We start from the raw sequence: 19,229 nt of genomic DNA on the forward strand, positions 1-19,229 counted from the left end.
GCGACATCCGTCGCGGCGCTTCTGTGCATCCGATCGCCTCCGCGTTACAGTCGTACCCATCCATTGATCAACCGATCAACACGCTCCGCATTCCGTTCCGAGGAGGGCGTTGTGCCCGACGTATCCGACAGTCCCCAGTCCGTCCTGGGACGAGTCACTCTTCTGCTCGAACCGTTCCGCACCGCCGAGGGCCTGACCCTCACCGAGTTGGCCCAGCGCACAGGGTTTCCGCGCTCGACGACCCACCGGATGCTGCTGCAACTGGTGAAGGTCGGCTGGATCAGCCGCACCGGCACCACGTACCGCCTCGGCCCCAAGATGATCGAACTCGGCGCCCAGGCCCGCGAACGCGATCGGATCTACAAAGCCGCTCTACCCGCGATGTACGACCTTCAGACCCAGACCGGCCTCGCGGTCCACTTGGCCGTCCTGGACGGCGACAGCCTGCTCTATCTGGAGAAGATCGGCGGGCGCTGGGCCACCGAAATACCGTCCCACGTCGGCCAACGTCGCCCGACGCACGAGACGGCGGCGGGCATCGCCCTGCTGCGCCACCGGGACGGCGCACCATCGGACCACATCCACTCCGAATGCTTCCTGTACTCCGAGGGCGTGGTTCGCGGCGGGAATCCGGTCCGCTGCGTGGCCGCGGCCTTCGATGCGGGCTGCGGGGAGATTGCCGCACTGTCGCTGGCCGGCCCTCAGGGGCGCATTCCCGAGGGTGCGAGCCGGTTGGTGCGTAGCGCCGCCGACGCGGTGTCGGCACTCCTGACCTGAAGAAACCTCTTCACGAGAACATGCTGCCCTGCTACTGTCTTCTTCGGTTGATTGATCGATCGATCAATACCGGTGGGCCGGCGTGCCCTATCGATATGGAGGTTTCGTGAGGAACTGTGACGGCTTCCCCGCGGCTGTCGTCGACCGCGTCGCCGGACTGCTCGATGCGTTCCAGACCAACAACAAACTCACCCTGTCCGAATTATCTTCTCGGACAGGGCTACCGAGGTCGTCGGCACATCGGCTCCTCACCCAGTTGATGGAGTTCGGCTGGGTTCGGCGAGAGGGCCACTCGTATGCTCTCGGCCGCACCATCTTCGAATGGGGCGCACTCGCGCAGCACCACGACGGACTGCACCGCGCCGCACACCCGGTTCTCCACGAACTGCACGCCGTGACGGGACTGGTGGTCCACCTCGCAGTCCTCGACGGCAGCGAAGTGCGCTACCTGGACAAGGTAGGCCGGGAATCGGTACCCGTCCCGTCGCGCATCGGGGGACGTCAACCGGCTTTCCGGACTGCCTTGGGTAAGGCACTCATCGCGCACACCCGGTTCGACCCCGCCGGGACGTCCACCGCGGAGCAACTCGCTCCGCCGGTGGGTATCGACGCAGCACGGCTGCGCAACGAGATCGCGTGGATCCGGGAGCGGCACGTGGCCCACGAGCGCGGCGAATCGATTCCCGGAATCGCGTGCGTCGCAGCACCGATCGGCGACGGGCGCACCTACATAGGTGCCGTGTCCGTCACCGGTGCCGCCGACAAGGTGGACGCCGTCCACCTCACGACGCCGGTTCGAGTGGCTGCCCGCACGATCTGGCGCAGCCTCTCCCGGACCACCACCCCACAACGCCGCGTGGGGTGAATGCGAGGCACACCGCGCCGTTACCGCACCAGCGCTTGCCCTCCGTCGACAGGCAGCGAGTGACCGGTGATGTATCGCGCGGCGTCGCTGCACAGAAACACCACCGCCGGGCCGATGTCGGTTTCCGGGTCGCCGAGCCGGCCGAGGGGCACGGTGTCGAGGTACCCCGCGGCGGCGTCGGGATCAGCGCGGGCCCACTCTTCCATCGGCTGCGAATTCGCGAGCGGCAGAATCGCGTTGACGCGGATACCGTCGCCGGCCCATTCGCACGCCGCGGTGCGGGTCAGTACCCGGACGGCTTCCTTCGCCGCGGCGTATCCGCCGGTGCCCGAAGGGTTCCACCGGATTCCGGCCGCCGACCCGAGGTTGACGACGGCCCCGTGCCCGCGCAGGTAGGGGTGGCACGTGCGCATCATCCGCCACGTCGCCGTAGGACCCGACTCCATGCACTCCCGGTATGTCGCTTCGTCCAGGTCGAGCAGTGGCCCGGGCGCCGGGGTCTGGGCATTGTTGACCAGCACGGTGATTCCGCCGAAACGTTCGGCGACAGCCGGAACGAGCCGCGCGACCGCCTCGGCGTCGGTCACGTCGCACACGTAGGGCTGCGCCACACCGCCCCGGCGGGTGATGTCGTCGGCGACCGATTCGAGTGTTCGTGCCGTGCGCCCGACCACGGCGACCTGCGCACCGGCGGCAGCGAGTGCAAGGGCGATGCCGCGGCCGATGCCCTGCCCGGCACCCGTGACGAGAGCTGTTTCGCCGGCCAGAACCGTGTTCGGGACCGGTGCGACCGTCTGCGAGGTTGTCATACATACTCCTGGTGAGCGTGAGGGATGGGACCTCATTGATCGTTTGATCAATGAGGTCTGGCACAATGGCCTGCCGAGGTACGCCGGTGCCCGACGGCAGGAGGCTCGAAGTGGATCCACACGAACGCAAAAGGCAGATCCTCGACCGGTCGGCCGAGATCTTCTCCCGGAAAGGTGTCACGGCGACCACGATTCGCGAGATCGGCGACGCTGTCGGTGTGTACTCCGGGGCGCTCTACCACTACTTCCCGTCGAAGGAAGCGATCGTCACCGAACTCATCCGTGAGTATCTGGAAGACCTCACGGCGCGCTGCGCCGAGGTGACGGAGCGCAACCTGCCCCCCGTCGAACGACTCGAAGCACTCGCCGAGATCGCACTGGCGACCAGCGAGCAGTACCACGGGGCGACGTCCATCTGGCGACGCGAAGGCGAGTACATGCGCGAACGCGTCGTCGAAGCCGACATGGTCGAGACGGCCGACGCCATGCAAGTCGCGTGGCGCGAGGCGATCGCCGACGGCGTCGCCGACGGCACGTTCCGTTCGGATATCGACCCGGAAGTGTTCCGGGAACTGCTCTACGACGCCGTCTGGCACGCGTCGCGCTGGTTCCGGTCCGGTCCCGACGCGACGACAGCCGATCTGGCGCGCACCGTGATCTCGGTATTCGTCGACGGCCTGCGACGTCGACACAACTGAGCCGTCCCACCCGGCGGGTGGGACGGCTCCGGCTGTTACTCCCCTGTGGCGGAGAGGTTCTCCTCGACTTCCTTGTGCCACGACTCGAGGGCACGACTCGTGTCGACCTCGAACTCGAAGCGCTGGGTCATCTCGGGAGTGACCTCCTCGACATCGACGTAGAACTGGCTGTACCAGCGCCGCAACTGATACACCGGGCCGTCTTCTTCGGTCAGGAGCGGGTTCTCGATACGCGTCTTGTGCTTCCAGATCTCGATGTCCTGCTGGAACTGCTCTTCGAGACCGTCGGTGAACAGCGTCGCCATCTCCGACATCTGCTCGTCGGTCATACCGTCGATCTTCTTGACGATCGTGCCGAACTGCAGGACGAAGGAGTTCGACGTCACCGGGTAGTGGCAGTTGATGAGCTTGGACTCGATGGTCTTACCTTCGGACACGGTGTAGATCGTGTCCAGCATGAAGGACGGACCGTAGTAGAAGGCGTCCGAGATCGTCTGTGCCTCGGGAAGATCCATCTGGACGCCGGTCTTGATGTCGTCGCGCCCGTACGAACGCATGTGCTGGCCGGCGATGTGGCCGTCGAAGACGTTCTTGAAGTACTCGGGCATCTGGAAGTGCACGTAGAAGAAGTGCGCCATGTCGACCACGTTGTCGACGATCTCACGGCAGTGCGAGCCCTCCACGTGGATCGTCGTCCAGGTCCAGTCGGACCACTGCCCGTCCTCGTAGCCTTCGATCTCGGGGATCGCGAGTTCCGGCGTCGGCTCGGTGCCCTGCGGGCAGTTCCACACGAAGAGCACGCCGTTGCGCTCCATCGTCGTCCACTTCTTGGTGCGCGCCACCTTCGGGGTGCGGCGCGCGTAAGGCACTGCCTCGCAGCGGCCTTCACCGTTCCAGCGCCAGTCGTGGAACGGGCAGGCGATGGTGTCGCCCTTGATCTCGCCGCGCGCGAGATTGCCGCCCATGTGCCGGCAGTACGAGTCCAGCACGTGAAGTGTTCCGGAGGTGTCGGCGAAGACCACCAGGTCGGTGCCGAACACCTTGACCTGGTGCGGCTTTCCGTCGCGGAACGACTTGGCGAGGCCGATACAGTGCCATCCTCGCGCGAATCGGGTGGGGTTGGTGCCGGTGTCGATATTGCGGATCTCGATACGATCCTGCTGGACGGTCATTCTGGTCTCCAAGAGGTGTACGGGCGGAGCGAGCGGAATCTGACAGACACGGTGGTCACCGGGCTGCGGTGACGGTGTCCTCGGAAGCGAGGGGCCGGACGGACGGTTCGACCCTCGTGGTCGCGCGGAGCTTTCCCTCCGACACCGCCTCGTCGACCGTGCAATCCAATGCTGCACACCGCATGACGTATGCGGCGGGATCGAGATCACGAGCTGCCGCGATTTCGTGGCAGGCCGCGCGGGCGGAGTCGGTCCACTGGATGCTCGTATGAGCGGGGCTGTATTTCGCGACGTGTACGCGGGCCGCACAGGCGCGACAGTCGAGCGACTGCATCAAGGCGTTTCCCTTCCTCGGATACCGCGAGAGTAGGAAGGCAGCTGTGGCGGCGGCCACATCGATTCAGCCCAGTGGAACGCCACGCCGGGCAGGACGTCATCGGTGACGGGACGACCCGGCGATCGTTACGCTCCGCAGGCCAGCCGAACTCGTCTCCGCGAAGGAACGAACATGACCGAGCCGATCCTGCTCACCGCACAACACGGGTCCACCCGTGTGCTCACGTTCCACCGCCCGCAACAGCGCAACGCACTGAGCTCCGCCCTCATCGAGGTACTGCGCACGGAACTCGCGGCGGCGGACGCCGACGAGGCGACCGACGTCGTCGTCCTGACCGGCACCGACCCCGCGTTCTGTGCGGGACTGGATCTGCGCGAACTCGGCGGCTCCGGCGGCAACCTGGGCCGCCTGTCGGACGACGGCATCCCCGTCGGCCATCCGTGGCGACCACTGTCGAAACCCGTGATCGGCGCGATCAACGGTGCCGCCATCACCGGCGGGCTCGAGATGGCACTGGCGTGCGATTTCCTCATTGCCTCCGAACGCGCACGGTTCGCCGATACTCATGCGCGCGTCGGGGTGCTTCCCGGCTGGGGACTGACCTCCCGGCTTCCCGCCGCCGTGGGCGGCGCGTTCGCACGTCGCATGAGCCTTTCGGGAGACTTCGTCGACGCCGAGACAGCTCTGCGAGTCGGATTGGTGACCGAGGTGGTGGAGCACGACCGGCTTCTCGGCGCCGCCCTGGATCTGGCCGCGACCATCGCGGGCAACGACCGGGCGGGCGTGCGGACACTGCTCGCGTCGTACCGCCGAGCGGAGGAGCACGTCGTCGCTCCGGCACTGCGGGTGGAGAACGAGACGTCGCGGCAGTGGATGGAGAACTTCACGCCGGAACGTGTCGCCGAGCGCCGCGACGGTGTCATCGGACGCGGGCGCGCTCAGAACGCTCCCTAGCCGTACCGACCGGAGACGTCGGTCGTCTCGCCTCGTCCGTTCACGGGCCTGGCTGTTGCTGGGGGAACGCCGATCTCGTCGAGGTGGTGGCCGCTGCAGGCGATCCTGGTTGCAGCGGCGTGCTCGATACGGGACACCAGGAACCACCGCATGGCGCTGCGTAGCCTGCACCACCCGATCAGGTACCACTGGCCGTTCGTGGAGGCGAACATGACCGGCTCGACATCCCGGGTGGTCGTGTCGCCGTCACGCGCGGTGTAGCGGATACGCACCACCCGTTGCTCGGCCATCGCTTCCTCGAGCGCCGACTTGACCGCGCGAAGTGGCGGTGGAGGCGAGTTGACCCAGACGCGACCGGCCAGCGCATCGGCCTTCGTCCGGGTCTGTGGATCGAGTACGTCCATGATCTTTCGAACGCCCGCCGAGGCGAGATCGGCGTAGGGGGCATCGGGTGCGGCAGAGACTGCCGCGAGGAGCGCGACGGCCTGCACGGGGGTGAGGCTGACCGGGGGCAGGGTGCCTCGGGCGACCAGCCCGTAGCCGCCGCCGGGGCCCGGGCGCGACCAGATCGGCGCGCCGCTGTTCTCGAGTGCGGTGAGGTCTCTTTTGACCGTCCGCACGGATACGCCGAACTCCTGTGCCAGTCGGTCGGCAGTGCATCCACGCGGTCCGCTGCGTCGCAGCATCTCGGACAGGGCGTGGAGTCGCTCCGCCCTCTTCACGTCCTACCCCGGCAGAAAATCATGTCAAAAATGGTGACACACCGTTGTCCTGCCGGCGCGAGAGCATCGTGGTGTGACGAACAATGCGAGTAGCCCGACCATCATCTTGATCGCCGGCCATTGGCTGGGGGCCTGGGCATGGGACGAGGTGCTGGAACATCTGAGCGCCGACGGCCTGCGATCCATCCCGATGACGCTCCCCGGCCTCGATGAGCGGGACGCCGAGAGGGCGTCCAGGACGCTCGACGACCAGGCGGCCGCGATCGAACAGACCATGATTCGGGCTGGGGCTTCCGAGGCCCAGCCGGTAGTGATCGTGGCGCACAGCGGAGCCAACGCGCCGGTGAGCCTGGTGCTCGATCGGCATCCTGAGCTCGTCCGCCGAGTGGTGTGGGTCGACAGTGGGCCCGTCGCGTCCGGCAGTGTCTTCGCCCCGGATGCGCCCGAGGATCTGGACGAATTTCCCCTACCTCCCTTCGACGCGCTCGGGGAGCAGGCCAGCCTCGAGGGCCTGACCGCCGAGGTTCTCGAACGCTTTCGGGCCAAGGCCGTTCCGGAACCCGGTCCGGTGTTACGCGGGCTGGTGACGCTCACCAACGATGCGCGTCGGGCGGTCCCGACCACTCTGGTGTGCTGTTCGATCCCGAGCGCGCAGGTAATGAAGTTGGCCGACGCGGGTCATCCCATGTTCGCCGAGGTGTCGAAGCTCGGCCACGTCGATGTCGTCGATCTTCCGACCGGGCATTGGCCCATGTGGAGCCGCCCCGGCGATCTCGCGCATATCCTCGCCGCAGCAGCGACTTCCCCGGCAGGCGACCACACAGCACAGCGGAACCGGACACGTCGATGAGTTTCCGGGCGGCACCGAGTCGACACGGGTACATCCGGATCGAAGGAGCCTCCCATGACCCAGCCCGACACCCGCACGCTCGATGTCCCCGGAGCATCGCTCGTCTACGACGTGCGACCCGCGTCCGGCGAGCAGCGGTTTCCCACCCTGATCCTCGCCGCATCGCCGATGGATGCCGGTGCGTTCGGCACCTTGGCCTCGTACTTCCCCGACCGGACGGTGGTGACCTACGACCCGCGCGGCACCGGGCGTGGCGTGCGCACCGACACCACCGTCGACTCGACGCCGCGGCTGCACGCCGACGATCTGGTTGCGCTGATCGACGCGCTGGGAACCGGACCGGTCGACCTGTTCGCGACCAGCGGTGGCGCAGTGAACGCGCTGGAACTGGTCTCGGGCAACCCCGAACTCGTGCGCACCCTCGTGGCACACGAACCCCCGATTGCGGGCATCCTCCCCGACCGCGACGGGCTGGTGGCGGCGTGCGCCGACATCCACGACACCTACCTGCGCAGCGGGATGGGGCCGGCGATGGCGAAGTTCATCACGCTGGTCGGGTGGAAAGGTGAACTGTCGGACGCCTACTTCGAGGCGCCCGCCCCTGATCCGTCCGCCTTCGGTCTCCCCACCGAGGACGACGGCACGCGTGACGACCCGCTGGTAGGTCAGAACATCCTCTCGTGCACGGGCTACGAACCGGATTTCGATGTTCTTTCCGCCGCGTCCACCCGGATCGTCCCCGCAGCCGGGCGCGAGTCCGCCGAGGAGATGGCAGGGCGGGGTGGGGCAGCCCTCGCGGCACGACTCGGAACGGAGGTGACGTGGTTCCCCGGAAACCACGGTGGGTTCCTCGGCGACGAGTACGGAATGCCCGGTGAACCCGAGGGGTTCGCCGCCGTGCTCAGAGAGGTACTGCAGCCCGCTCGGGTGTAGGCGCTCTGCGTCAGTTGCGGTCGTCGGACAGGCGGGACGACGACCGCAGCTGCCACGGCACGCTGGTGACCATGACGCCGGGCTGGAACAGCAACCGGCTCTTGATCCGCAGCGCGCTCTGGTTGTGCAGCAACTGTTCCCACCAGTACCCCATGACGTATTCGGGAACGAAGACGGTGACCACTTCCCGCGGTGAATCGCCTCGCCGCCGCTTGACGTAGTCGAGTACGGGCCGGGTGATCTCCCGGTACGGCGACTCGATGACCTTCAGCGGCACATCGATGTCGCTCTCCTCCCAGGCGTGGACGAGCCGGCGGGTCTCCTCGTCGTCGACGTTGACGGTGACCGCTTCGAGCGTGTCCGGGTTCGTCGCACGGGCGTAGGCGAGCGCGCGGAGGGTGGGCCGATGAAGTTTCGACACCAGCACGATCGAATGAGTTCGGCTGGGAAGCACGCCGTCCCACTGACCGCGCTCGAGTTCCACCGCGACCCGCGCGTAGTGGCGGTGGATCGCACGCATCACGAGGAACACGGCCACCATCGCGACGATGGCGATCCATGCGCCGGCCACGAACTTGGTGACCAGCACGATCACGAGCACGGTCGCGGTCATCGCGAGACCCACCGAGTTCACGATCCGGGAACGGTGCATGTGGCGTCGTTCCTGTGGATCGGTTTCGGTGGCCAGATGCCGGGTCCAGTGCTTGATCATGCCCATCTGGCTGAGCGTGAACGAGACGAATACCCCGACGATGTAGAGCTGGACTAGCTTGGTGACCTCGGCGTCGAATGCCCACACCAGGGCTATTGCCGCGGCGGCGAGCAGGACGATGCCGTTACTGAACGCGAGCCGGTCCCCGCGGGTGCGCAGCTGACTCGGAAGGTGACGGTCCTGCGCGAGCACCGACGCCAGCACGGGGAACCCGTTGAACGCGGTGTTGGCGGCGAGCACCAGAATCAGTGCCGTGACCCCGGTGACGAGGTAGAAACCGATCGGGAACCCCGAGAACACCGTCTCGGCGATCTGGGCGACCATCGTCTTCTGCCGGTAGCCTTCCGGTGCTCCGGTGAGCTGGGTCGCGGGATCCTCGGCGATCACCACGCCCAGCCGCTCCGCGAGCACGATCATGCCCATGAACAACGTGATCGCGATCGCGCCCAACATCAGCAAGGTCGTCGCAGCGTTGCGGGACTTCGGTTTCCGGAACGCGGGGACCCCGTTGCTGATCGCCTCCACACCCGTCAGTGCGGCGCACCCGGACGAGAATGCCCGCGCGATCAGGAACACGAACGCAAGGCCGGCGAGGTGCGACTGCTCCGCATGCAATTCGAAGTTCGACGAGGGCGCGCGCAGGTCGGTGTGGAGGACGAAGATCCGGATCAGGCCCCACAGCACCATCGCGCCCAGACACACGATGAACGCGTAGGCAGGTATCGCGAACGCCACGCCGGCTTCCCGCAGTCCTCGCAGGTTGACGGCGGTGAGGATCACGATGGCGGCCGTCGCGAACAGCACCTTGTGGTGGTCGATGAAGGGCACGGCCGAACCGATGTTCTGTGCGGCGGAGGAAATCGAGACCGCAACGGTGAGCACGTAGTCGACGATCAGCGCGCTTCCCACTGTCAGGCCTGCCGCGACCCCGAGGTTCTTCGTGGCAACCTCGTAGTCGCCGCCCCCGGAGGGATAGGCGTGCACGTTCTGCCGGTAACTGGTGACCACCACGGCCATCACGACCGCGACCGCGATGCCGATCCACGACGAGAACGCGTAGGCCGACAACCCGGCGACGGACAGGACGAGGAAGATCTCCTCCGGCGCGTACGCGACCGAGGACAATGCGTCGGAGGCGAAGACCGGCAACGCAATCCGCTTGGGCAACAACGTGTGACCGAGGGCGTCGCTGCGCAGCGGCCGTCCCAGGAGTACCCGCTTGGCGGTGCCGGAGGGTGCGGCGTGGAGGTTCGCGACGCTCCGCGTGTGGTCAGCCGGAGACATGACGCAGATACAACAGGCGGTCGCCGCCGCGAAGGACGTCGACGTCGGCCGTGCCGACCCGCAGCAGCCGCCCGTCGCGTTCGATGCCGACGACGAGGTCGGTCAGGCTACGAGGTGACACTCCCGCTTCCTCGGGCGTGATGTTCCGTTCGGCCATCGCGAATCCCGCTTCGGGCGTGAGCAGATCGTCGATCATCTCCACCACGTTGGGGGTGGTTCTGGCGACGCCGAGCAGCCGCCCGGCGGTTTCGGCCGAGACGACCACGGTGTCGGCGCCCGACTGCCGCAGGAGGTGGGTGTTCTCGACCTCGCGGGCCGCCACGACGATGCGCGCGGTGCCGGACAGTTGCCGGGCTGTGAGGGTGATCAGGACCGCGGTGTCGTCGCGGTCGGTCGCGATGACAACCGCCGAGGCTCGCTGGACTCCGGCCAGGCGCAGCACATCCGAGCGACTCGCCGTGCCCTGGACCGTCACCAGGCCCTGTCGGCCGGCAGCATCGATCACAGAGCGGGCAACATCCACCACCACGATTTCCGACAACGCGATCCCGTCGCTGATCATCGCGTCGACTGCCGTGCGCCCCTTGGTGCCGTAGCCGACCACGACGTAGTGGTTGCGCACGCGGCGTCGCCACCGCTGGATGCGATGGACCTGACGGGAGTTCTCCGTCAGGGCCGCGAGCGTGGTACCGACCAGGATGATGAGGAAGAGGATGCGCAATGGTGTGATCACCAGTGCGTTGAGCGCGCGCGCACCAGGGGCGACAGGCGAGATGTCGCCGTAGCCGGTGGTCGACAGCGACACACTGGCGTAGTAGATGCAGTCCATCAACGAGAGAGAATTGCCCTGAGTGTCCTGGAAACCGCTCCGCCCGATGTACACCACCACGACCGCCGCCGTGAGCACCACGATCGCGTAGGCGATCCGGCGCGCGATCTCCCACGTCGGGCTCACGAAGACGTGGGGTACGCGCACGGTACCGACCAATGTGAACGCCGGTCGCTCGGGTGTTCGTCCCGATCGGCTCGGCCGAGCACGCAGGCTTCCGGCCACTCCGGCTCCCGTCATGTCACTCGCGCGGGGATGCAGAATTGCAGAGTACGCCCGTCCACGGATGGCGCAATAGCGTTCGACCGGGAGATGATGGCAATATGATTCTCATGAATGAGAATGGAATTTCTAGCGACGGTTCGTCACTGCTGGTGATGAGTCAGCACACCTTCTCGTCCGACTTCGGCCTGCTCTCACGGCTCGTCACGAAAGAACGCGCGGTGATGCGTTCGGTCCTGACCGACAAACTGCGCTCGGACGCGGGCTCGGCATCGCTCGGAGTGCTGACGACGCTGGTCGACATCGTCACCTCGAGTCCGGCGCTCGCCGCCTGCGGGCAGGACTGGGTCGCCACCCAGGACCTCACCCTCCACGCGACCGGCCCGCTGACGGAAGGTCCCGTCGTCATCGACGCACAGCTCGTGCGCATCGGCAAGAAGATGATCCACGTGTCGGCAGACGTGTACGACGCGCGCGGTACAACCGATCTCGACGAGCTCATCGCCGCGCTCGATACGGGCAGCGAGGGTGGTCCGGTGCTCGCGGCCCGCGCGCTGGTCACGTTCGCGCGCTTGCCGCGCGCCGCCGCGCCGAGGGCGGACGAATACACGCCGGGCGAATGGGTCGGTGTGGACCGCGAGTACCCGGTCGTGCCGGTCGAGGGGACCATCTACTCCCGACTCGGCATGCGCATCCTCGATCCGGACGAAGGGGTTCTCGAGCTCGACCGAACGCCCTTCGTAGCCAACATGATCGGGACCATTCAGGGCGGTGCGCAAGCGCTCCTCGCAGAGTCGGCCGCACACGCGATGCGACCCGATCTTGTGGCGACCGACATTCAGATGCACTTCTTGTCCCAGGTGCGCGTCGGTCCGGCACGGTCGTACGGCATGGTGGTTCGTGACGGGGCCGACCATTCGGTGATCAACGTCCGTCTCGTCGATGCCGGCGCAGACGACCAGCTGCTCGCCCTGACCACGGTGACACTGCAGCGTCCGCCGGCGAGGGCGGCCGAGTCGGGTCAGCCCGAACTGTGAGTGGCCGCGAAGACGATGAACACCACGAACAGCGCACCCGTTCCGAGCACCGTGCCCACGACGGTCTCGACGTAGTTCGTCGCGAGACCCTTCTCGATCCTCAGAAGTCCGATCCAACCGCACACCACGGCAAGCAGGCCGGCGGGGATGGACACGAAGTCGCCGACGACAGGAACGAACGCGGTCAGCGCGGCAACGATGCCGGCGATCAGCGCAGTGTTTCCCAGTCCGTTGCGATCGCGGAACTCGGTGGGCGGTGTCGCCGACATGCCTACTCCCAAGAGTTCGGCGGATGGATATCGGTACATCCTGCACCCTCGACGGGGGTCTGTCTCGGAGGACGACGCCCGTGCTCGACGTGGGGCGCCGTCCTCTTTCGGCACTCGACCGACCGGTGAGGGTCGCACACACGCCGTTTCTCCGCCGCCGAGTCCTCGATTCACCCCCGGGTCACCTGCATTTCGCCGGCGGCGTGCCTGAAGGATGTATAGCGTGTTTCGGAGTTGCTTCTGGCAACACGCTGCACGCGCCTCCTCCCCTCCGGCGCTGCGGTCGGCCCCGTCGGCCCCTCCCCTCGAATTCGCCGACGGGGTCGCCGCCGCTCCAGGCACGCCGGACCGGCACCTCCGTCCCGTACGTCGGCACCGGCGTTTGACCCGCGGGCACGGACACGGTCGACTAGCGGTGGCCCCTCACACGAACCCGGAGACCCCGCGATGACCGATGCTCTCGACGCTGCCGCCCGCCTTTTCGTCAACGACGGGCTTTCCGAAGACGAAATCGCTCGTCAGGCCGCGTTGTACGGTCCGCTCGCCGACGATGTCCGCGCACTGATCCCGCTTGCCGTGCAGAGCCGAGCCGATGACGACGACGTGCGACGGGCCCGGGAGCACCTGGCAGCCGCGAGGGAGTTGCTCGGGCGCCGGAAGGAGGACCACCCCTTCGGTACCCGGTTCAACGACGCCGGCAACTTCCGGGTGTGGGGCAACGCCGCCATGGGACTGCGGAACGCGATCGCGCCACTGCCCCGCATCAACCAGGATCCCGACGGTCGCGTGTGGGCCGACTTCCATCTGCATGTCGGCTTCGAAGGGCCCGCGGGACATACCCACGGCGGAGTCTCGGCGCTGATCCTGGACCAGCTGCTCGGTGACGCGGCCCGGGTGGGCGGCTCACCCGGAATGACGGGCACGCTCACGCTGCGCTATCGCAGGCCCACCCCTCTCGGCGATCTGCACGGGGAAGCAAAACTCGACCGGATCGAGGGGCGTAAGGGATTCGTCACCGGACACATCGCGGGGCCGCACGGGATCTGCGTCGAAGCGGAGGGCATCTTCATCAGGCCCAACTGGCCTGACGGCAACGGCCGCGACCGGCACCGCGCGGGATAACAGCACGCCGCGCCGCGTGCCGGCCGTCGAGACCGCCGGTCGTGCCGGGAGCGACACGGCCGTCCGCCGTATTCACCCATCCTGGGCGTGACCGGGCCGAACAGTTCCGTAATACCTGTTCCGTGACGATCGTTGCTTCCGGGACAGAACGACCCTTACCACGTCGCACGACGCGTGTCTCGTCGAGCACGGAAAAATCTTTTGTCTGATTCTCCAAAAGCGAGAAGTCGGTTCCCCTCCTGTGCAAGCATCATGCCCGACACCGGCGAAGTGGGGGCTTCGGACGCCGGGTCACCCGTTCACAGCGCTGGCCGAACGGCCCGGTGAAGGAGGCAGACGTGAAAGCACAACGGACGCTCGTCGCACTGGCGGCGATCGCCGTGCTCGCCGCAGGATGCAGCGGGCGCAGCGAGAGTGAAAGGTCCGGAGACGACGAATCGCGCGGCGGTACCGCGCAATCCGCTTCGGGCGACTTCGGCGACCTGAGCGGTCTCTGCGGGCCGGGCGACGCCACGACTGCGACCGCGCAGGGCGTGACCGCCGACGAGATCCGAGTCGGCGTCCTGTCCGATGTCGGCTTCACCAAGAACTCCGAATTCGTCGATGCCGCACATGTGTTCACCTCATGGTGCAACGCCGCCGGCGGCATCAACGGCCGCACACTCGTGGCCGAAACGCGCGACGCGAAACTGATGGAAGTCCGGCAACGGATGATCGAAGCCTGCCGCGAGGACTTCGCCCTCGTCGGCGGCGGCGCCGCGCTCGACGGTCTCGGCGTCAAGGAACGGTTGTCGTGCCTGCTGCCCAGCTACCCCGCCCAGGTCTCGCAGACGCAGGCAGTGGGCGCCGATCTCGAGATCAGCGCCTCCCCCAGCCGGGTTCCGGGCTACGACCCCTACTACGGCTTCCGCGAATGGCTCATCACCGAGAAGTACCCGGAGTCCGCGGGTTCGGTGGGAATCATCAACGGTGATTCGCCTGTCACCCGCGACCTCGGGCAACAAGCCGTCGACAGCATCACCGCAGCAGGTGGCACCCTCACCTACAACGACCTCTACCCCGCGATGGGCGTCGCCGACTGGACCCCCTATGCACAGTCCATCAAGAGCAAAAACGTTCGCGGACTGGTCTTCTACGGCGACTTCAAGCAACTCGCCAAGCTCGAAGAAGTGCTCACGGGGATGAACTACAAGCTCGACTGGATCGACGCCAACAACAACGCATACAACGATTCGTTCATCGAACTTCTCGGGAAGTCGGCCGAATTCCAGAACAACTACGTCGATCTGGGCGGCAGCGCTCCCTTGAGCAGCGCCGACGACGAGCCCGCCGTCCAGCAGGTCCTCGACATGTACGCCGAATACGCGCCGGATGCCGAGATCACCTTCCCGGCGCTACGGGCGATGTCCGCGTGGGCGCTGTTCGCGAAAGCCGCGACGAGTTGCGGCGACGACCTCACCCGCTCTTGCGTCTACGAGGCTGCGTTGCAGGAAGGCGCATGGACCGGCGGTGGCCTCCACGCCGCCGGTGACCTCGCGAATCCTGTTCCCCCGCAGCCGTGTTTCAACGTCGAGGCAGCCACACCCGACGGTTGGGTCGCGGCCGACTTCGGAGCCGACAACGGGCTCTATCGATGCAACACTCCGCCGTTCGCGTACCCCGGTGACTACGGCGTGCCGATGACACTCGCCGACGTCGGCAAGAGCATGGGCGACATCCAGTAATGGAACAGTTCGTCACCTTCGGGATCGTCGGCCTCAGCACCGCTGCGATCTACGCGATCATCAGCAGCGGGCTGGTGGTGACCTACACGACCACCGGGGTGTTCAACTTCGCGCACGGCGCCACCGGAATGATGGCCGCGTTCGCGTACTGGCAACTCAGCATCGGCTGGGGCTGGCCGGTATGGCTGTCGGTGATCACGGTGCTGTTCGTGCTGGCACCGGCGTTCGGGCTACTGGTCGAGCACCTGATGCGGCCCGTACAGCGTCTCGGGGAAGCCGAGAGGCTCGTCATGACAATCGCGATGCTCAGCGGCCTGATCGCCGTCGCCCGGTGGATCTGGGATCCCAACAAGTCCCGTTCGCTTCCGGCGTTCTTCGCCGAGAAGGACTCCTTCCACATCGGCGCGGCCACGGTCTCGTGGCATCAGGCCCTGACGATGGTCGTCGCGGTCGCAGTGGCGTTCGGGCTCCGGTTGCTGATGTTCAACACCCGCACGGGCGCGGAAATGCGGGCGACGGTGGACGACCGGGCCCTCGTCGGGCTCACCGGCGCCGACCCGGTGCGCGCCAACTGCGTCGCCTGGATCCTGGGCACCACCTTGGCGGCCCTCGGCGGGATCCTCATCGCGCCGATGGTGGCGCTCGATGCCACCCAATTGTCGCTGTTGATCGTCAGTGCTTATGCCGCAGCGATATTCGGGCGGCTGAAGAGCTTGCCGATGACCTTCGTCGGCGCGATCGTGATCGGCTGCATGGAGGCCTACCTTGCCGGTTATCTGCCGCAGAACGAGTACCTCCCGGGGTTGCGGCTGGCCGCACCCGCGATCGTGTTGCTGCTCGCGCTGCTGCTCTTCCCGCACGGAAGGTTGCGCGGGCGAGACCGTCACCTCAGCCCGGTTCCCTTGCCGTCGGTGCGCGGAACGTTCGCGTTCGCGGGCGTCATCGTGGCGTTCGGGCTCCTCCTCGCCACCGTGCTCGGCGCGGGCGATCTCGTCACCTACGGACAGATCTTCGCCTTCGGTGTCATCGCGCTGTCGTTCGTCCCGCTCGTCGGGTACGCCGGCCAGATCTCGCTGTGCCAGCTCAGCATGGCCGGCATCGGTGCGATCGCGTGCGCACACCTCGGCGGCGACGGACAGTGGTGGGCGCTGATCGCGGCGGTGGTGGTCGCGGGCGTCGCAGGAGCCGTCGTCGCGGTACCCGCCCTCCGGCTGTCGGGGGTGTACCTGGCACTGGGCACGGCCGCGATCGCCGTCGTGCTCGACCGGTGGATCTTCTCGCTGCCGTCGTTCGAACTCTTCGGCATCGACATCGCGCTGTTCGACCAGGGGTCGGTAGAACTCGTCGGCCCGTCCCTGTTCGGGATGCAGGTCGACACCCCCGCCGAACTGACGGTGTTCTCGGCGGTCTGCCTCGCGCTGGTCACTGCGGGCATCGCGGCACTGCGCCGGGGCAGGCTCGGCAGGCGCTTGATCGCTTTGCGCGACAGCGAAGCCGCATACGCAACGCTCGGTGGCAGCCTGCTTCTGACGAAGATCGTCGTCTTCGCGATTTCCGCGGGGATCGCCGGTCTCGGCGGTGCACTGTACGGGATGCAACTGCAATCCGTCGCGGCCGACCAATTCAATTTCGTTGCCGGACTGTCCATCTTCCTCATCGCGGTCGTAGGCGGCCTCGGGGTGGTGGGTAACGGACTGTTCACCGGGTCGATGCTCGCCGGACCGTTCAACGCGATCGTCGCACTGTGGCCCGCCGCGCAGAACCTCGTCCAGGTCGCACCGGCCGCCGCTGGTCTCGCGTACGGGTCCGGCGCGGTGGACGACGGTGTGGTCCCGTCGCTGCGGCGGCGCTGGGAACCGGTTTTCCACGATGCACTCGTGATCGCGGCCGTCGTCACCTGGGTGGTGTTGCTCTGGCTACTGCGACTGATCGACGTGATCAACGGATACGTGCTGATCGCCGGGATCGTCGCCGGAGCGCTGGCCGCACGGAGCTGGGCTGCCGCCCGCCACAGGCCGGTTCCGCACTCCGAGGAGATCCCCGTGGAGTGGTGGGGCGTGAAACGTCCCTGGACTGCGGAAGACGAGGAGGTGCTCGATCGTGCCGTCACAACTCGCAGTTGACGACATCTCGGTCGCGTTCGGCGGCCACCGCGCGCTCGACGGGGTCGCGCTGACCGCGGAACGCGGACAGGTAACCGGACTGATCGGCCCCAACGGTGCGGGCAAGAGCACTCTGTTCGACGTGGTCTCCGGACTCCGGAAACCCCTCTCTGGCACCGTGTCCCTCAACGGCCGGGACGTGACACGCGCCGGTCCGGCTCGCCGCGCACGACACGGGCTCGCCCGTACATTTCAACGGCTCGAACTGTTCGGCCGGCTCAGCGTGCGCGACAACCTGCGCGTAGCAGCAGAATTGGGACCCGAGCGACGACACGCTGGGCGCGTCGCCGACGAGATACTCGCCCGACTGGGTATCGAACATCTCGCCGACACCACCGCCGACTCACTGTCCACCGGCATGGGACGCCTCGTCGAGGTGGCGCGGGCACTTGCGGTGCGTCCGTCTCTCATCCTCCTCGACGAGCCGGCGGCAGGCCAGGACGTGCAGGAGACCGAACTGTTCGCCGCGCTCCTGCGCGCGCTCGCCGCCGACGGGACCGCCGTCCTGCTGGTCGAGCACGACATGGAACTCGTCATGAGCGTGTGCGACACGGTGTACGTGCTCGATCTCGGGAGGATCATCGCGTCCGGGCCACCGGGTGTCATCCGCAGCGACGAGACCGTGCTCGCAGCCTATCTGGGGAAGTCATGAGCGCCATACTCGAAATGCGCGGTGTCCGAGCCGCATACGACGCCATCACCGTTCTTCACGGAATCGACCTGCAGGTCGCTGCGGGTCGGGTGGTGGCGTTGCTCGGCCCCAACGGAGCCGGCAAGACCACCACCCTGCGGGTCGCGGCCGGCGTTCATCCCGTCTCGTCCGGGCAGCTACTACTCGGCGGCCGTGACGCCACGGGAGTCGCGCCCCGGGATCTGGCACGGGCGGGAGTGTGCCTCATCCCCGAAGGCCGAGGGGTGTTCCCCAACATGTCGGTTCGGGACAACCTCCTGATGATGACCTTCACCGGTCGTCCACGAGCCGAGGTCGAGGAGATCGCGTTCTCGCGCTTTCCCATTCTGGCCGAGCGAGCGGCGCAGACCGCGGGAACACTGTCGGGGGGCGAACAGCAAATGCTGGCGCTCGCCCGCGGTCTCGCCACCGACCCCGCCGTGCTCCTGCTCGACGAGCTGTCCATGGGGCTGGCACCGATGATCGTTGCCCAGCTCTACGACCACGTCTCGGAGATCGCCCGGAGCGGAGTGGCCGTGCTCGTCGTCGAGCAGTTCGCCGACGCGGTACTCGATTTCGCCGACCACGCCGCGGTGCTGGTCCGCGGGCGGATCCAGCAACAGGGACATCCGGAAGACCTACGCACCGAACTCGCATCCCTCTACCTAGGAAGTGCGCCATGACCTCGACCGAAGACCGCGCCGACAGGTTCACCCGCGAACTCGCCCAACTGAAGATCCCGGATCCGGCGGCCGGGCGACACGACCTCTGGCTGCGCCTCGGCCTCATCCTGATGGTGGCAGGTCCCGTGCTCGGCGTGGCGTCGTACTTCCTGTCGCACAACACCTCCGACGCTCTCGTGCAACGCGACGCGATCGTGCTGGCGATCGTCGGCGTTGCGGTGGCCGTGGTGGGCTCCGCTGTGTTCCTACGGTACTCGCTCACCGGCTTTCTCCGGTTCTGGATGGCCCGCCAAGCCTTCGATCTGGCGGTTCTCTCCGACGGTCTGCCCCACCGGGACGGATCGTCCTAGACGACACGGTTCGCCGTAACGACTCGAGGTCGCGACCGCGTCTTCGTC

20 protein-coding genes are annotated in these 19,229 nt (G+C 67.0%); 13 read left to right on the forward strand and 7 right to left on the reverse strand.

Features of this window, described 5'->3' with window-relative positions; translation table 11 throughout:
* The first annotated feature begins 111 nt into the window (after positions 1–111).
* The gene (locus ACFWBU_RS09720; protein ID WP_169618942.1) at positions 112–777 is read left to right on the forward strand and encodes an IclR family transcriptional regulator; all 666 of its coding nucleotides are present in this window, start codon (positions 112–114) and stop codon (positions 775–777) included.
* A gap of 106 nt (positions 778–883) precedes the next feature.
* Entirely contained in the window at positions 884–1,642 is a 759-nt protein-coding gene (locus tag ACFWBU_RS09725) for an IclR family transcriptional regulator (protein ID WP_378528138.1), read from the forward strand.
* Between the two features lie 20 nt (positions 1,643–1,662).
* Here the strand turns inward: ACFWBU_RS09725 and ACFWBU_RS09730 are convergent, their stop codons facing one another.
* Entirely contained in the window at positions 1,663–2,451 is a 789-nt protein-coding gene (locus tag ACFWBU_RS09730; RefSeq protein WP_169618938.1) for an SDR family NAD(P)-dependent oxidoreductase, read from the reverse strand.
* 110 nt (positions 2,452–2,561) lie between these two features.
* On the opposite strand from ACFWBU_RS09730, the gene ACFWBU_RS09735 reads away from it, so the two are divergent.
* Positions 2,562–3,149 (forward strand): TetR/AcrR family transcriptional regulator, encoded by a 588-nt coding sequence (locus ACFWBU_RS09735; RefSeq protein WP_169618936.1) that lies wholly within the window; start codon positions 2,562–2,564, stop codon positions 3,147–3,149.
* Between the two features lie 35 nt (positions 3,150–3,184).
* On the opposite strand, the gene ACFWBU_RS09740 is transcribed toward ACFWBU_RS09735, so the two are convergent.
* Together ACFWBU_RS09740 and ACFWBU_RS09745 are read right to left on the reverse strand one after the other, a co-directional pair.
* Entirely contained in the window at positions 3,185–4,321 is a 1,137-nt protein-coding gene (locus ACFWBU_RS09740; protein WP_169618934.1) for a Rieske 2Fe-2S domain-containing protein, read from the reverse strand.
* Between the two features lie 55 nt (positions 4,322–4,376).
* Positions 4,377–4,655 (reverse strand): hypothetical protein, encoded by a 279-nt coding sequence (locus ACFWBU_RS09745; RefSeq protein WP_169651430.1) that lies wholly within the window; start codon positions 4,653–4,655, stop codon positions 4,377–4,379.
* Positions 4,656–4,829: 174 nt separating this feature from the next.
* Here ACFWBU_RS09745 and ACFWBU_RS09750 point away from each other — a divergent pair, with 174 nt between their 5' ends.
* The gene (locus tag ACFWBU_RS09750) at positions 4,830–5,612 is read left to right on the forward strand and encodes an enoyl-CoA hydratase (protein ID WP_378528139.1); all 783 of its coding nucleotides are present in this window, start codon (positions 4,830–4,832) and stop codon (positions 5,610–5,612) included.
* Here the strand turns inward: ACFWBU_RS09750 and ACFWBU_RS09755 are convergent.
* Positions 5,609–6,334: a helix-turn-helix transcriptional regulator gene (locus ACFWBU_RS09755; RefSeq protein ID WP_378528140.1), complete on the reverse strand. Its 726-nt coding sequence runs from the start codon at positions 6,332–6,334 to the stop codon at positions 5,609–5,611. The genes ACFWBU_RS09750 and ACFWBU_RS09755 overlap by 4 nt on opposite strands.
* A gap of 73 nt (positions 6,335–6,407) precedes the next feature.
* Here ACFWBU_RS09755 and ACFWBU_RS09760 point away from each other — a divergent pair, with 73 nt between their 5' ends.
* Together ACFWBU_RS09760 and ACFWBU_RS09765 are read left to right on the forward strand one after the other, a co-directional pair.
* The gene (locus ACFWBU_RS09760) at positions 6,408–7,184 is read left to right on the forward strand and encodes an alpha/beta fold hydrolase (protein WP_378528141.1); all 777 of its coding nucleotides are present in this window, start codon (positions 6,408–6,410) and stop codon (positions 7,182–7,184) included.
* 54 nt (positions 7,185–7,238) lie between these two features.
* Positions 7,239–8,117: an alpha/beta fold hydrolase gene (locus ACFWBU_RS09765; protein WP_169618924.1), complete on the forward strand. Its 879-nt coding sequence runs from the start codon at positions 7,239–7,241 to the stop codon at positions 8,115–8,117.
* A gap of 10 nt (positions 8,118–8,127) precedes the next feature.
* Here ACFWBU_RS09765 and ACFWBU_RS09770 read toward each other — a convergent pair whose 3' ends face one another.
* Entirely contained in the window at positions 8,128–10,113 is a 1,986-nt protein-coding gene (locus ACFWBU_RS09770; protein ID WP_378528142.1) for an APC family permease, read from the reverse strand.
* Entirely contained in the window at positions 10,100–11,167 is a 1,068-nt protein-coding gene (locus ACFWBU_RS09775; protein ID WP_378528143.1) for a potassium channel family protein, read from the reverse strand. The genes ACFWBU_RS09770 and ACFWBU_RS09775 overlap by 14 nt, the downstream gene beginning before the upstream one ends.
* A gap of 107 nt (positions 11,168–11,274) precedes the next feature.
* Here ACFWBU_RS09775 and ACFWBU_RS09780 point away from each other — a divergent pair, with 107 nt between their 5' ends.
* Positions 11,275–12,201, forward strand: a complete 927-nt coding sequence (locus ACFWBU_RS09780) for a PaaI family thioesterase (RefSeq protein ID WP_240951836.1) — start codon at positions 11,275–11,277, stop codon at positions 12,199–12,201.
* Here the strand turns inward: ACFWBU_RS09780 and ACFWBU_RS09785 are convergent.
* Entirely contained in the window at positions 12,186–12,470 is a 285-nt protein-coding gene (locus tag ACFWBU_RS09785) for a hypothetical protein (protein ID WP_169618918.1), read from the reverse strand. The genes ACFWBU_RS09780 and ACFWBU_RS09785 overlap by 16 nt on opposite strands.
* A gap of 447 nt (positions 12,471–12,917) precedes the next feature.
* On the opposite strand from ACFWBU_RS09785, the gene ACFWBU_RS09790 reads away from it, so the two are divergent.
* From ACFWBU_RS09790 to ACFWBU_RS09815, 6 genes are all read left to right on the forward strand, one after another.
* Positions 12,918–13,592, forward strand: coding sequence for a hotdog domain-containing protein (locus ACFWBU_RS09790; RefSeq protein WP_169618916.1), 675 nt, complete (start codon positions 12,918–12,920; stop codon positions 13,590–13,592).
* A gap of 338 nt (positions 13,593–13,930) precedes the next feature.
* Positions 13,931–15,316: an ABC transporter substrate-binding protein gene (locus tag ACFWBU_RS09795; protein ID WP_378528144.1), complete on the forward strand. Its 1,386-nt coding sequence runs from the start codon at positions 13,931–13,933 to the stop codon at positions 15,314–15,316.
* Positions 15,316–17,439: an ABC transporter permease gene (locus ACFWBU_RS09800; RefSeq protein WP_378528145.1), complete on the forward strand. Its 2,124-nt coding sequence runs from the start codon at positions 15,316–15,318 to the stop codon at positions 17,437–17,439. Before ACFWBU_RS09795 ends, ACFWBU_RS09800 begins: the two co-directional genes overlap by 1 nt.
* Positions 17,417–18,130, forward strand: coding sequence for an ABC transporter ATP-binding protein (locus ACFWBU_RS09805; RefSeq protein WP_378528146.1), 714 nt, complete (start codon positions 17,417–17,419; stop codon positions 18,128–18,130). The genes ACFWBU_RS09800 and ACFWBU_RS09805 overlap by 23 nt, the downstream gene beginning before the upstream one ends.
* Positions 18,127–18,831 carry an ABC transporter ATP-binding protein gene (locus ACFWBU_RS09810; RefSeq protein WP_296550485.1) on the forward strand — a complete coding sequence of 235 codons (705 nt, stop codon included), beginning with the start codon at positions 18,127–18,129 and terminating at the stop codon, positions 18,829–18,831. Before ACFWBU_RS09805 ends, ACFWBU_RS09810 begins: the two co-directional genes overlap by 4 nt.
* The gene (locus tag ACFWBU_RS09815) at positions 18,828–19,181 is read left to right on the forward strand and encodes a hypothetical protein (protein WP_169651441.1); all 354 of its coding nucleotides are present in this window, start codon (positions 18,828–18,830) and stop codon (positions 19,179–19,181) included. The genes ACFWBU_RS09810 and ACFWBU_RS09815 overlap by 4 nt, the downstream gene beginning before the upstream one ends.
* The last annotated feature ends 48 nt before the right edge of the window (positions 19,182–19,229 follow it).

Source organism: Rhodococcus sp. NPDC060084 (genome assembly GCF_042730335.1).
In the GTDB taxonomy this organism is placed as follows: Bacteria; Actinomycetota; Actinomycetes; order Mycobacteriales; family Mycobacteriaceae; genus Rhodococcus.